Here is a 12792-nt window from a genome sequence, read left to right as displayed (position 1 = left end):
TTGACCCCGTGACCATCCCGTCCACGGTCTCCCCGGCGGTGCCTGTCCCCCTGAGCGAGCATCTCCAGAACGTAACCGAGGCGCTGGCCGCCGCCCAGACGGGCGAGGCGGTCTTCCGGGTCGTCCTGACCCCCGCCCTTACCGCCCTGAACGCCGTCGCGGGCGCGGTCCTGCTCGTCAGCGACGACGGCACACGCCTGGACCTCGCCGCCAGGCAGGGCTACCCTCGGCAGCGGGATGAACGTTCCCGTGATCGTCGGGGGCGAGGTGCGCGGCATCCTGGGCCTGGGGCGGCCCGGAGACCTGCGGTGGGAGGAGCGCGAGAAGGCCGTCGTGCGCGCGGTGGCCCGTGGCCTCGCCCTGGCCTTCGGGCGGGCCGAGCAGACCCGGCGTCTGGAGGCGCAGAACGCGGAGCTGGAGGCCCGGACCGGGGCGCTGGAGGGCTTCGCCCGCCTCACCCAGGACCTCGCCGTGCGCGACGACCCGCGCGCCTTCGTCCGCCGCGCGCAGGAGCTGATCCTCTCGCTGCTGCCGCCCGGCTACGCCCTGTACTACGAGCGCGAGGGGGACCGCTGGCGCAATCAGGTGCAGGTGGGGGACGTGGGCAACGCCGAGTTGCAGGCCCCTTCATCGACGCGGGGCCGCCCGTGGGGGTGGTGACGCCCTCGGTGGACGTGCCGTGGACGACCGGGCAGCCCTTCTATCAGGACGCCTACGCCCAGGGCAGCGACACCCCGGCGGAGCTGGTGCAGCAGGTCAACGCCGCCGCCTCGCTGCCCGTCTTCCGGCGCGGCGAGCCGGTGGGAGTGCTCATCGCCGTGCTGTTCGAGGGGCGGGCGTGGACCCGCACCGACCGGGCCGTGCTGGAGACGGTGGTGGGCAGCCTCGGCCTCGCGCTGGAGCGTGTGGCGGGCGTCGCGGAGCTGGAGGCGCGCACGCGGGAGGTCAGCGGGTGGCGCGAACGCTACGAGGTCGCCGTGCGCGGCTCGGGCCACCTGCTCTACGACTGGGACCCGGCGACGGACGCCATCGTGTACGGAGGCGCGGTCGAGGGGATCACCGGATACACGGTCGAGGAACTGGACGGCCATCTGAGCGACTGGACGGGGCGACTGATCCACCCCAACGACCGCGAGACCTTCGCGCGGGAGATCGCGTCGGGTGACGAGGCCCACGTGGCGTTCCGGCTGCTGCACAAGGACGGCAGCGTCCGCGAGGTGGAGGACGACGGGTACTTCAAGCGGGACGCGGGCGGCGGGGTCACGCGCATGGTGGGCTTCGTCAGGGACGTGACCGAGCGCAGGCGGGCCGAGGAGGCGCTGGTGCGGCAGAGCGAGGAGTTGCGCCGCAGCAACGGGGAGCTGGAGCAGTTCGCCTACGTCGCCTCCCACGACCTGCAAGCGCCCATCCGGGCGGTGACGAGCCTCGCCGAACTCACCCTGCGCCGCTACGGCGACCTGCTCGACGACCGGGGGCGGCTGTACCTCCGTCAGATCGCTCCGTGAGGTCGTGGAGAGCGGGGAGCACATGAAGCGGCTGGTAGACGACCTGCTGGCCTTTTCCAGGGTGCATACCGGGCGGCGCGAGCCGTCCCCCGTGGACTCCGGCGCGGTGTTCGACGCCGTGCATAGGCGTCTGTCCGGCGAGAGCGAGGCGGGGGGAGCGGACGTGACGCGGGGCGGCCTCCCCACCGTGCGGGCGGACGCGCGGCAGCTCGACCAGCTCCTCCGGAACCTGATTACCACCGGGCTGAAGTACCGCCGCGAGGGTATCCCGCCGCGGGTCCACGTCACGGCGGCGCGGGAGGGCGACTTCTGGCGCTTCGCCGTCTCGGACAACGGCATCGGCATAGAGGCCCAGTACCACGGGCGCATCTTCGTGATCTTCCAGCGGCTGCACGGGCGCGAAACGTACGAGGGCACCGGAATCGGGCTGGCGGTGTGCAAGAAGATCGTCGAGGGGCACGGCGGGCGGCTGTGGGTGGAGAGCATACCGGGCGAGGGGTGTCCACCTTCTTCTTCACGCTGCCGGGGGCGTGAGGGCGCTGCTCCGGGGCAGGCCGCCGAGCGCCACGGGTTCGGGGAGCGGACAGGCCCTGTACCTCATGGGCCACCGCCGGGAGTCGGGGGGCGCGGGTCCGGTCCGGAAGCAGGAACCGTCGCCGTCGCCCCGGCCCAGGCAAGAGAGGATCAAGGTGGGGCGCATAGATGTCATCATGCTGACCGTCAGCGAAGCATCACCCGCCGCAGGGACCCTTCGCTCCGCTCACGGTGACAAGCTGCGTGAGCTTCGCCCTGACAGGTGAACGTCGGCCACGCGCCCACCACCGACGGGAGCACGTGATCGAGGAGGCGGGGCGAAACAGCGAGGGTCAACCCTGCCGCACACGTCGCGGAAGGCAGCGGGCCGACCACGTGTGCGCCCGCCCTCTGCCAACGGAGCGGGTGAACGATACGGCGTCACCCGGCAAGTTGCAAGGAAACCCTTATCCGACCCTTACACCCCGTCGTCATGCTGGGGAGCAAGGTGTGGGGTGCAGGCGGGCCACGACGTCGCCCCACCCGGATGTCACTCAAGTTCACCTGTTCGGCGGCGGCCACGGTGTCGTCCGTCCCCTCATTCCTCCGTGGGAAGGTCCTCCTGTGTTCAAACGCACCCTCTGGCTCCTCGGTTCCGCCCTCCTGCTCAACTCCTGCACGCTTATGACCAACACCTCCGGCACAAGGGTCTACAACCTCGACTTCGACGCCAACGCGTTCCGCCCGGTGACGACGCAGGTGAACGGCAGGGAGGTCCGCTACCGCGCCTACGAGCGTGTCGTCTACGTGCGCAGTCCCCAGGACACGACCTACCAGAGCATGAACATCTACGTCCCCGAGGAGTATTTCGGGGGCCGGACCATCGGGGCGTACAACGCGCAGACCGCACCCATCTTCCTCCCCAACGGGGTCGGCGGCTATATGCAGGCGGAGCCGGGGACGGCGGGCAACGACGAGCGCACGGGGAGTCCCAACGCCGCCCTCGTCGCGCTGTCCAGGGGCTACGTGGTGGCCGCTCCCGGTGCCAGGGGCCGCTCCACCAAGAACGCGGCGGGCGAGTTCGTCGGCAAGGCCCCCGCCGCCATCGTGGACCTCAAGGCCGCCGTGCGCTACCTGCGCTACAACGACCGGGCGATGCCGGGGAACGCGGAGAGGATCATCTCCAACGGCACGAGCGCGGGCGGGGCACTCTCCGCCCTGCTGGGAGCCTCCGGCAATAACCGGGACTACGAGCCGTACCTGACCGCCCTGGGTGCGGCGCAGACACGTGACGACATCTTCGCCGTCTCCAGCTACTGCCCCATCACCAACCTGGAGAACGCCGACGCCGCCTACGAGTGGCAATTCGGCGGGGTGAACGACTACACCCGGCTGCAAATCGCCAGGGACACGGACTTCCGCATCCAGCGCACGCTCGTTCCGGGGACGCTGACGGCGGAACAGATCGCGCTCTCGAACGAGCTGAAGCCGACGTTCCCGGCCTACCTCAACGGCCTGCGAATCAGGAGCGGCAGCGGAGGTGGCAGCAGCGTCCTGACCCTGGACCAGAACGGCAACGGCTCCTTCAAGGAGTATGTCGCGTCGTTCATTCAGGCCTCCGCGCAGACGGCCCTGGACGCGGGGCAGGACCTCTCCGCCGCGACCTATCTCACGGTTTCCGGCGGGCGGGTCACGGCGGTCGACTTCGACGCCTACGTTCGCGCCGTGGGCCGCCAGAAGATACCGCCAGCCTTCGACGGCCTGAGCCTGGAGAACGGCGAGAACGAGCTGTTCGGGACGAGCGCGGCGAATGCGCGGCACTTCACGGCGTTCAGCCAGCAGCGGAGCAAGGCGGGCGGCGCGGTGGCCGAACCCGAGGTGGTCCGCCTGATGAACCCCATGAACTACGTCGGGGCGACGGGCACCCAGCGGGCGCTCCACTGGCGGATTCGGACGGGCACGGCGGACCGGGACACGTCCCTGGCCGTCCCGGTGATCCTGGGAACCCGCCTCATCAACGCGGGCTACGACGTGGACCTGTTCCTGCCGTGGAACGTCCCTCACAGCGGGGACTACGACCTCGATCAACTCTTCGCGTGGATGGACAGGGTGGCGGCACCGTAGGTCATGCGGGGAGGCGGGGAAGAGAAGGAAAGTCAGGCCAAAGGGGAGGACGCGCAAAGGTCGCCGCTGCCTGGCGGCCTTCGACTTTTGTGTGTAGAGCGCCGTTCCAAACACATCTGAACCAGAGCTGGTGTGGGGGGCAGAGGACGCCCACGCCCCCTCCTCGACCTCCTCGTCCGCTGCGGTGAGGTCTCCGATGTGCGGGGAGCGGTCCTATACTCGGGGCCACACCCGCCGCCCCGCCAGCACTCCCCCGGAGGAAGCATGTTCAAACGCGCTCTGCTCACCCTCGCCCTCCTGTTCGCCCTCCCGCAGCCCGCCTCGGCCCAGGGCCTGGGCGGCAGCGCCTCCAGCCTGTCGAGTTCGATCTTCAAGCTGATGAAGGGGGTGAGCGGCCCGGCGGCCCCGGCGACCGGGGGGACAACCACCGGCCAGACCCCGGCGACCCCTCGCCCACCCGCCCCGGTCGCCCAGCCAGGGGCGCTGAACTTCAAGGTCAGCCCGGCGGTGCGCCGGGGGGTGATCGACACCTTCGTGGGCGAGGTCACGGCGGCCAGCCCGGAGTCGGGGGCGGAGTGGCAGAAGCTCTTCACGGGCGCGGACGTGTTTGCCGAGATCGACCGGCAGATGAAGACTCTGTTCGGCCTGAGTTCCACCAACGTCGCCGACGTGTGGGCGCTGTACTGGAGCTACGCGTGGCTGATGACCCAGAGCCGCACCGACGACCCCACGCGGGCGCAGGTGGTCGGGCTGCGCGACCAGTTCCGGCCCCTGCTGCTCTCCATCCCTGCCGTCGCCGGGCTGAACGACACCCAGAAGCAGGAGATGGCCGAATCATTGCTGCTGCAAACCGTCCTCTTCGGCGCGCTGGCCGAGGCCTGGAAGGACGACCCCGCCAGCCGCGCCGAGTTCGGCCAGGGCCTCGCGCAGGGCACGGCGGAGCTTGGTCTGGACCTCGGCCTCGTGGACCTGACCGAGCGAGGCTTCACCGTCCGCAAGTAGCGCGGGACGCGGAGGCTCAGCGCCCGCCCACCCGCTTCAGCCACGACCCGCCGATATTCAGGCGCTCTCCCCGTGTCGGGTCGTCCCCCAGGAAGACGGCGGGCTGGGGATAGACGAACAGGCGCTGAACCCGGCCATCGTCGAACGTGAGGGTCAGCCAGTTGTCCTTCACGGTGAGCTTGCCCTGTCCCCCTTCCGTGCGGGTGGAACTTCCGCCGCCGACCGCCCCGCCCAGCACCGGATTGGGCGAGATCAATGTGGAACTCGACGAGCTGGACTTCCACTGGAAGCCCCCCTGCGGGGTAAACAGGTAGCCGCCTGACAGCGCGTTGTAAACCCCGACCCCGCCGCCGAGGGCACCACCCGCCGGGCCGCTTCCGGTGAAGTCCTCCGACGTGTACACCCCGGCCAGCGCGGCGGCGGTGAGGGGCGTCACCCGGACGTACCGCGTCTCCCCCAGGGTGAAGCCGTCCGCCGTCTTGCGGTAGGCCTGTGGATCGTCCCAGGTGCCGTCGTCGTCCTGGAAGAGCAACTGGCCGCCTTTCAACGTGTAGCGTTCGCAGAAGGGGTCGCCGTTGGGCCGGGTGCGGGTGCAGTCGGGCACGGTGCCCAGTTCGGTGGGGTCGAGGCCGTCCAGATGGAAGCCGCCGGGCCGGAAGAGGGACAGTTCGAGTTCGTACCAGGCCGTGAAGAGGGTCCCGATTATCCGTGGGCGATTTTGCAGGCTGACGAACAGCCCGTCCGGCCCGCCGCCGACCCCCGTGTTCGGTGCGGGCGCGCGGCCATACAGCAGCCCCGGCCTGGGTGTGACCCTCGCGCGGCAGGTGGCGATCAGGGTGGTGGTGCTCTCTCGGTAGAACAGCCTGGAGTCGGTGGTCTTCTCAGTAATCTCCAGCTCGCGGTTGCCGTGCTCGTCCTCGTCCATCTCACCGACGGAGAGGTCGAACGGGCCGCCCGTGAACTGCACGAGGCCCGCCCAGTCCCCCGAGCGGCTTCCCGAGAAGACCAGCCGGGTGCGCCCGTTCCCCCTCGGGGTGGAGTAGGTGCCCGCCCCGAAGTTCAGGGCGTAGGGCGAGCCGCCCCGCGCGTCCCGGCAGGTCAGCGCCTCCGTGCCGACGCGCTTGCGGGTCAGCTCCAGGCGCAGGGCCTCGGCCCTCGGTCCGGCCTGATAACACAGGACTCCCCTTCGAGTTGCCGCGTGCTCGGCCTGGAAGGTCTGGCCGTCGTCGTCGTTGCCCCGCACGTAGCTTCTGGAGGCCGTCAGCGGACCCTCCAGCGTCAGGGTCGGCGTCTCCCCCGCCGCCTTGGGCTGTGTCCAGCGGCCAGACGTGCGCGTGGTGCCGTCCGTCAGGGTGTACGTGCCGCCCGCCGCCACCGCCACGCGCAGGTCGGGCGTCGGCGTCATGGCGCGCACGTCGTCGCGGTTGTACTCGCCCACGAAGTAGCAGTCGAAGGCGTCGGGCAACAGGTCCGTGCGCGGGTCCAGGCCACGCTTGCGGGCCGCTGGATACGTGACGGCGGCGGTGGAGGCCGCCACGCGGTCCGCGCGTCCGGTGGACCACGGCACGGCGGGCAGCCGGGGTAGCGCCTCTCCCCTCGCCGTCAGCCCCGACGGGCGGAAGGTGACGGTGCCCAACGGCTCCATCGCCTCGTCGATGTCGGCGTCCGCGCCCGCCAGCAGGAGCGCCAGCCCCCACTGGCCTCCCCGCGCGAAGAAGAAGTAGACCTGCACGTTCCCCTCCCCGGTGGTGGGGTCGGTGACGCCCCCGCTGTAGGCGAGCACCTCCGCGCCGTCCACGCTCTCACGGGCACCCAGCCGGACGGTGCTGTTCTTCCCCCGCGTGAGGTCGGCGACCGTGGCCCCGGCGACCGCCTCCAGCGTGCGGCCCGCGAGCGGTTCCGGCGGCGTGAACAGGTACGCGGCACCCCCCACCGCGAACGCACGCACGCCGTCTTGCACCGACTCCTTCGCCCCGTCCGGCAGCGTGAACGCCCACGCGCCGAGGGTGTAGGTCTTCGCGGCGGCGGCCCCGGCCAGCAGCAGGGCGAGCAGGCAGATTCTGAGCAAGTGCGTCATTTCTTCCACCAATCATGCTCGCCCAGCAGGGTCCAGTCCACGCTCTTCTCCCTGCGCTGAGCGCCGTAAGCCAGCGTATAGGTCGGCCCGCTGCGGACGCCGCCCCCGTCCGGGCGCAGGGTCAGGGTGAAGGAGGCCGGGTCGTAGCTCCAGCGCCCGCCCGCCTGGCGATCCCCGTTCGTGCCGCCCCCGACGTTGGGGCCGCTGACCACCGTGAAGCTCGTATTGGCCGAGAGATAGCGCCCGCCCTGCCGCAACTCCAGGTCGCGGTCGCTGCGGGAGAAGACGGCGGTGCCCCCCACGCTCGACGACGAGGTGCTCACCGTGCCGAAGATGCCCACGAGGTCGGCGGGCTTCAGGGGCGCGGCCTCGCGGTAGGTCGTGCCCCCCGCCGTCAGGGTCGCCTGCGGGCCGTTCTGACTCAGCCGGTAGACCGTCACTCCACCGTTCGGGGCCGTGACCTGAAAGCCGCCCGAGACTGCCTTCCACGTCGCGGGCAGCTCGCCCTCGCCCACGCGCCGCAGGTCGGGGGCGCGGTAGTCCGGCTCGGGATCGGCGCTCAGGAAGACGCCGCCGGGGAGAAAGGCCGCCAGCCGCACGTCCTGATAGGTCTGCATGACGAGGCCGAGGTCGCCGCCCGGCACTGCCATGACGCCCGTGTTGATGTACGCGAAGACCCGCGCCCGCTCGCCCCGCGCGTAGCCTTCTGCGATGGCCCGTTGCAGAGTGGCGAACCGCGCCGTGCGGGCCGTCAGGTCCTTCCTGACCGCCTCCGGGCTGAGGCGCACGCTGTCGGCCAGCGCGGTCAGCACGGCGAGGCGCGGGCCGGACACGTCCCCCTGCCGAAAGCCGTACAGCTCCAGCGGCAGGGTCACGCCCCCCTGGTCCAGCAGGACGAAGAGCGAATAGTCGGGGTCGTCGTCCTGAGCGTCGTCCGCGCGGGAGAGCACGGCCAGCGTGACCGTCACCCCACCAACCTTTTCACTGCCGCTGTTGAGCACCCGGACGACCTCGCCCCGGCCCTTTTCCATCCACGCGGTCAGGCTCGCCAGGGCACCCGGCCCACCTGCGGGCAGCGCCTCGTGGACGCGGATCAGCGGGAAATCGTCGGTCACGTCGCCCGTATCCCCCTCGTACACCACGCAGCGGCCAGGGCAGTTGTAGCGGTAGGCGTCCGTCACCTTCATCCCCGGCGGGTCCTGCCAGGTGACGCCCGCATACCGGGCCGGGGCCGCGCCCGCCGGGGTGGTCAGGGCCAGCGCGGCACTCAGCACGGCGGCGAGGAGGGGGAGTGGGCGAAAGGGTCCGGGCATGGGTCCTCCGTGGGTCTCGTTCTGTGGGGTGGGTGCTCAGTATGGAGCTATCACAGAAAAGAGGAGGAGGCACCTGTCCGCCGGGGTGGAACTGGGGATTCCTGCTCTGGCCCGTCGGGATGCGGGAGAGCGCCCTGCCCGAACGCCTCACCGACGGCACGGACGGGGGCAGCTCCTCCGGTGGCGTCTGCCCGTCTCGCGGACTCGAAAGGAGGTTCGGCGACGCCCTTCAGTGTGCGGCCACCAACTCATACAGATTCCGATTGAACAGTTACAAAAACTGTTCAATCCGAGCGGAGCGAGAAGGAACGTTTAGGGTTGCCGGGAAAGGAGTTATCAAATCGGGAGGACGCCGATTTGATAACGGATTGGACGGAAACCGTATCAGACACGGATAATTCCTCGCCTCACCTCCGCTTTCCCGCGAGGTCGGCGGTGTGCGGTGCCGGGGCCGCCGCGTGGGGGTGCTCCTCCGGCCCGGCCCTTCCGAGAAAGCCCAGCAGCGGGCGGGCCAGCGCCATGTCCTCCGTTCCCAGGCTGAGGACCGTGGAGAGGTGGTTGTGGCCGGGCACCTGAGAGAAGTGGGGGAGAGCGCCGTACTTCTCCCCGTACGCGGAGAGGAAGCGGAGGCTGGGCCGCTCGATCTCCTCCGGGTCGAACTCCGCCGTCATGAACAGCAGGGGCACCGTGTCGCCCCGGTACGCGCGGAGCAGGCCCAGCGGGGCGTTCGCGTCGATCTGCGCCCCGTCCGCCCCGAAGTACGCCTTCGTGACCTCCTCCCGTGGGCCGCCGTGCGGCAGCGTGCAGGGCGTGGAGAGCAGCACGGCGCGGGCCACCCCCGGCGTGCCCCCCTCTTGCAGCTCCTGACGAAACAGGTAGGTGGCAGCGTGAATGGCCCCCGCCGAGTTCCCGAAAAGGGTGAGGTCATGGGCGTCGCCGCCATACCCGGCGATGTGCTCGCGTGCCCAGGCCACCACCCGCGCCACGTCCTCCCCGCCGCCGGGAAAGCGGACGTGCGGGACCAGGCGGTAGTTCGCCACCACCGCGACGACGCCATGCCGCGCGAGGAAGCCGCCGAGGTTGGCATAGACCAGGCCCCCCGACTCCGGGAGGGTCTTGTCCCCCGTCCACAGGCCGCCGCCGTGGAAGAACAGCACCACCCCATGCGGTCCCGGCGCGGCGGGCCGGTATACGTCCAGGCGGTGACGTTCATGGGGGCCGTACGGGAGGTCACGGGTGACGCGCACGCCCTCCGTGCTCTCCCCGGAGAGTCGGCGGTGGACGGGCAGGTAGGCGGCCAGGGTCTCGTCGGCGACCGTCTTGTTCCAGGCGGGACCGAAGCGGGCGATCAGGTCCGGGGCCGGGGAGGGGACGGGGGACGGGGGCATCAGGCTGACTCCGACGGGACGAACGAGATGTCGAGGGTCTGCTCGGCGCGGGCGAGGTCGGGCTGATCGCCGGGGGCGGGGGACCCGTCGGGGAAGACGGGGTACGCCCACGCCTCCCCCGCCACGGCGAAGAGTTGCTCGATCCCCGCCCCCGCGTTCATCGTCAGGAGGCGGGTGCTGCTGCCCTCCAACGTGTAGCCGTGGACGCACCCGGCGGGAATGTTCACGCAGTCGCCGGGATGCGCCACCGTCTCGGCCCCGTCCAGCGTCACGCGCAGCCGCCCGTCGAGGACGTACAGCACCTCGTGGGTCCCCCGGTGGACGTGGGCGGGCATCCGTGCCCCCCTCGGCCCCTCGATGACCGCCTTGCCGAGCACCCCGCCCGTCTGGGCGCCGCCCGCCAGGACCGTGCAGAGCTGCCCGAACATCACGTGCCGCTCGCCGCAGTCCGCCCGCAGGAAGTACGAGGTCTCCCGCTCCGGCAGCGTCTCGTTCATCGGCCCCGTCCCGGCGGCGAAGGGCTGGAGGTCGCGGCGGAAGCTCACGTCATGCAACTCCTGCGCCCGGCCCAGCCGCTCGAAGGGGGGCGGCGAGGTGTCCACGGGCGGAAAGACCGGCCCCCCGTATGGGTTGGAGGTGGAGACGAAGAACTCCTCCCAGCCGCCGGGAGTGATCGCGCCGACCATCTCCGTCCGCTGCCCGAGGAAGCCGTAGGCGTGCGGGCTGCCGGGGGCGACGTAGGCGAAGTCGCCGGGATTGAGGACGTGACTCTCCCCGTCCGCCCAGAGCTGCATCTGCCCGCGCGTGACGAGGAAGGTGTCGCGCGCCTCCCGGTGGCTGTGGAAGGGGATGGGCTTGTCCTTCGGCCCGAGGACCATGACGACGGCGAGGGCACCCCCCGACTGCGCCCCGCCCACGAGGATGCGGGTGGTCTGGCCGAGCAGGACGCCGGACGTGCCGCCCCCGGCCTCCAGCACATAGGGCGTGGTCGTGTCGGGCAGCGTGGTGACGGGGGTGAGTGAGGGAGAGGTCATAGAGGCTCCTTCAGGTGAGAGGGTCAGGTGAGAGGGTGGGAGTCGGCAGGTGGCAGGGGTTGGGTCACATGCGGCCTCCTTGAGTCGTGAAGAGGGGAGAGCGGGCGACCATCACCGCTCCACCACGGGGTCCCGCCGCTCCCGCACCGGGCGCAGGGCCGAGGAGGCGTCCACCGGACTCACGCCGGAGAACGGCTGCCCCCCGGTCAGGGCACGCACCACGGCCTCCTGCATCGGCAGAACGGGCGAGTAGGCGTTGACGAGCGTCTTGCAGCGCGGCGCTTCAAGGGCGTAATACGGCGTGCCGAGCGAGACGATGGCCGTGGGCAGCACGTCCCAGAAGCGTTCCATCGCCCGGAAGGGGTTGCCGTGCAGCTCCATCCAGTCCAGCCGCAGGTCGTCCCTCACCATCAGCCCCTCCTGCGCCACCACGTAGAGCAGGGCGTCGAAGTCGTCGGGGCTGACCCGCGTCCCCGGCGTGTACAGCGTGACCTCGAAGCCCGCCTCCCCCAGCAGGTCGGGCACGCGCAGGTCGGGCAGCGGGAAGCCCAGGCCGTTCGTGCGGCGGGGCTGGCGGATGACGAGCAGGCGGCGGTGCTTGGTGGGATCGAGCGGCAGGAGGTTCTGGGTATCGCTGACCAGCGTCACGGCCCGCTCCGCGCATTCCTCCGCCCAGGCGAGATGTTCCGGGGCGCGGAGCGTGCTGGCCTCCGGGAGAGCGGTGCTCCTGTGCAGCCCCAGCGACGCCTTGAGCGCCAGGACGCGCGTCACCGCCTCGTCCACCCGCGCCCCCGTCAGCCGCCCGTCCGCCACGCCCCGGCGCAGGAACTCCAGGTCGCGCTCCACGTCGGTGGGGAAGAGCAGGATGTCGCAGCCCGCCGCGATCACCTGGGGCACGGTGTCCTCCCGCCGTCCCTGCGAGGTGAAGCCGCCCATCTCGGTCGCGTCCGACACGACCACGCCGCCAAAGCCCAGTTCCTCCCTCAGCAGCGTGGTGGTCAGCAGGGGCGAGAGGGTCGCGGGCAGGTCCGCCTCGTCCGGCCTCCCCCGCGCGTGGGCATAGGCGGGGAACGTGATGTGCCCCGGCATGACCGTCCTCACGCCCGACGCGATCAGGTGGCGGAACACCGCCCCGTAACTCGCCTCCCACGCGGGCAGGTCCAGCGTGTTCTCACTGGTGACGAGGTGCTGGTTGCGGTCGTCCATCCCGTCGCCCGGCCAGTGTTTGGCGCAGGCAGCGACCCCCTCGGCCTGGAGGGCCTGAATCGTCGCCTCACAGAAGGCCGTCACCCGCCCCACGTCACTCCCGAACGAGCGGGTGTTCACGATGGGGCTGCGCGGGTTGAGGTCGAGGTCCGCGACCGGCGAGAACGTGAGGTTGAAGCCGACGGCCCGGCCCTCGCGGCCCATCACCTGCCCGAGCCGCTGGGCGAAGACGGGATCGTCGGTCGTCGCCACCGCCATCTGGTTCGGGTAGGGCGTGCCCGCCGTGCCGCCGACCGAGGCGAGTTCCCCGCCCTCCAGGTCGGTGCTGAGCAGCATCGGCACGCGGCTGCGTTCCTGCAGGTAGGTCGTGGAGTCGCGGAGCGCCCCCGGATCGACGGTGACGAAGCGGGACACGCCGCCCACACCGAGGGCCAGGAAGCGGTCGAGTTCCGCGCGGTCCAGCCGCAGGCCGATGGGGACGAGCAGTTGCGCGAGCTTCTCGCTCAGGCTCAGCCCGTCGCGCGTGCGGGCGACCCAGGCTTGCGCCTCGGCGTCGAGGAAGAAGGGGGATGCGCTCAGATCGGGGAGTGTCATGGTTTACCTCGGAGGGGGGGAGAGGGGGTGGCAGCG

The 12792-nt window shown here is 70.9% G+C and carries 10 protein-coding genes; 5 read left to right on the top strand and 5 right to left on the bottom strand.

The genetic code is table 11. From position 1 onward, the window contains the following. Nucleotides 1-237 precede the first annotated feature (237 nt). The 5 genes from V3W47_RS15210 to V3W47_RS15190 all read left to right on the top strand — a co-directional run bounded on the left by V3W47_RS15210 (nucleotide 238) and on the right by V3W47_RS15190 (nucleotide 5144). Entirely contained in the window at nucleotides 238-660 is a 423-nt protein-coding gene (locus V3W47_RS15210) for a GAF domain-containing protein (RefSeq protein ID WP_331826067.1), read from the top strand. Next, entirely contained in the window at nucleotides 657-1505 is an 849-nt protein-coding gene (locus tag V3W47_RS15205) for a PAS domain-containing protein (RefSeq protein ID WP_331826066.1), read from the top strand. The genes V3W47_RS15210 and V3W47_RS15205 overlap by 4 nt, the downstream gene beginning before the upstream one ends. Before the next feature lie 22 nt (nucleotides 1506-1527). Continuing rightward, nucleotides 1528-2274: a sensor histidine kinase gene (locus tag V3W47_RS15200; protein ID WP_331826065.1), complete on the top strand. Its 747-nt coding sequence runs from the start codon at nucleotides 1528-1530 to the stop codon at nucleotides 2272-2274. Between the two features lie 428 nt (nucleotides 2275-2702). Next, entirely contained in the window at nucleotides 2703-4142 is a 1440-nt protein-coding gene (locus V3W47_RS15195; protein WP_331826064.1) for a subtype B tannase, read from the top strand. A 264-nt stretch (nucleotides 4143-4406) separates the two neighbouring features. Further along, a complete protein-coding gene (locus tag V3W47_RS15190; protein WP_331826063.1) occupies nucleotides 4407-5144 on the top strand; it encodes a DUF6683 family protein in 738 nt (245 codons plus the stop codon). 16 nt (nucleotides 5145-5160) lie between these two features. Here the strand turns inward: V3W47_RS15190 and V3W47_RS15185 are convergent, their stop codons facing one another. From V3W47_RS15185 to V3W47_RS15165, 5 genes are all read right to left on the bottom strand, one after another. Continuing rightward, nucleotides 5161-7221, bottom strand: coding sequence for a hypothetical protein (locus V3W47_RS15185; RefSeq protein WP_331826062.1), 2061 nt, complete (start codon nucleotides 7219-7221; stop codon nucleotides 5161-5163). Continuing rightward, entirely contained in the window at nucleotides 7218-8534 is a 1317-nt protein-coding gene (locus tag V3W47_RS15180; protein ID WP_331826061.1) for a hypothetical protein, read from the bottom strand. The genes V3W47_RS15185 and V3W47_RS15180 overlap by 4 nt, the downstream gene beginning before the upstream one ends. 407 nt (nucleotides 8535-8941) lie before the next feature. Beyond that, nucleotides 8942-9922: an alpha/beta hydrolase gene (locus V3W47_RS15175; protein ID WP_331826060.1), complete on the bottom strand. Its 981-nt coding sequence runs from the start codon at nucleotides 9920-9922 to the stop codon at nucleotides 8942-8944. Beyond that, nucleotides 9922-10956, bottom strand: a complete 1035-nt coding sequence (locus V3W47_RS15170) for a quercetin 2,3-dioxygenase (protein ID WP_331826059.1) — start codon at nucleotides 10954-10956, stop codon at nucleotides 9922-9924. The genes V3W47_RS15175 and V3W47_RS15170 overlap by 1 nt, the downstream gene beginning before the upstream one ends. A gap of 111 nt (nucleotides 10957-11067) precedes the next feature. Beyond that, a complete protein-coding gene (locus tag V3W47_RS15165) occupies nucleotides 11068-12756 on the bottom strand; it encodes a glycoside hydrolase family 3 protein (RefSeq protein ID WP_331826058.1) in 1689 nt (562 codons plus the stop codon). Nucleotides 12757-12792 lie beyond the last annotated feature (36 nt).

The sequence above is a fragment of the Deinococcus sp. YIM 134068 genome (assembly GCF_036543075.1).
GTDB classification, from domain to species: domain Bacteria; phylum Deinococcota; class Deinococci; order Deinococcales; family Deinococcaceae; genus Deinococcus; species Deinococcus lichenicola.
Note: the sequence above shows the minus strand (reverse complement) of the source record. Positions and strands in the feature narration are given on the sequence as shown.

What these genes read in the sequence shown, in the direction of transcription:
- V3W47_RS15210 (WP_331826067.1), top strand. Translation starts at nt 238, where the DNA reads ATGAACGTTCCCGTGATCGTCGGGGGCGAGGTGCGCGGCATCCTGGGC.
- V3W47_RS15200 (WP_331826065.1), top strand. Translation starts at nt 1,528, where the DNA reads ATGAAGCGGCTGGTAGACGACCTGCTGGCCTTTTCCAGGGTGCATACC.
- V3W47_RS15195 (WP_331826064.1), top strand. Translation starts at nt 2,703, where the DNA reads ATGACCAACACCTCCGGCACAAGGGTCTACAACCTCGACTTCGACGCC.
- V3W47_RS15190 (WP_331826063.1), top strand. Translation starts at nt 4,407, where the DNA reads ATGTTCAAACGCGCTCTGCTCACCCTCGCCCTCCTGTTCGCCCTCCCG.
- V3W47_RS15185 (WP_331826062.1), bottom strand. Translation starts at nt 7,221, where the DNA reads ATGACGCACTTGCTCAGAATCTGCCTGCTCGCCCTGCTGCTGGCCGGG.
- V3W47_RS15180 (WP_331826061.1), bottom strand. Translation starts at nt 8,534, where the DNA reads ATGCCCGGACCCTTTCGCCCACTCCCCCTCCTCGCCGCCGTGCTGAGT.
- V3W47_RS15175 (WP_331826060.1), bottom strand. Translation starts at nt 9,922, where the DNA reads ATGCCCCCGTCCCCCGTCCCCTCCCCGGCCCCGGACCTGATCGCCCGC.
- V3W47_RS15170 (WP_331826059.1), bottom strand. Translation starts at nt 10,956, where the DNA reads ATGACCTCTCCCTCACTCACCCCCGTCACCACGCTGCCCGACACGACC.
- V3W47_RS15165 (WP_331826058.1), bottom strand. Translation starts at nt 12,756, where the DNA reads ATGACACTCCCCGATCTGAGCGCATCCCCCTTCTTCCTCGACGCCGAG.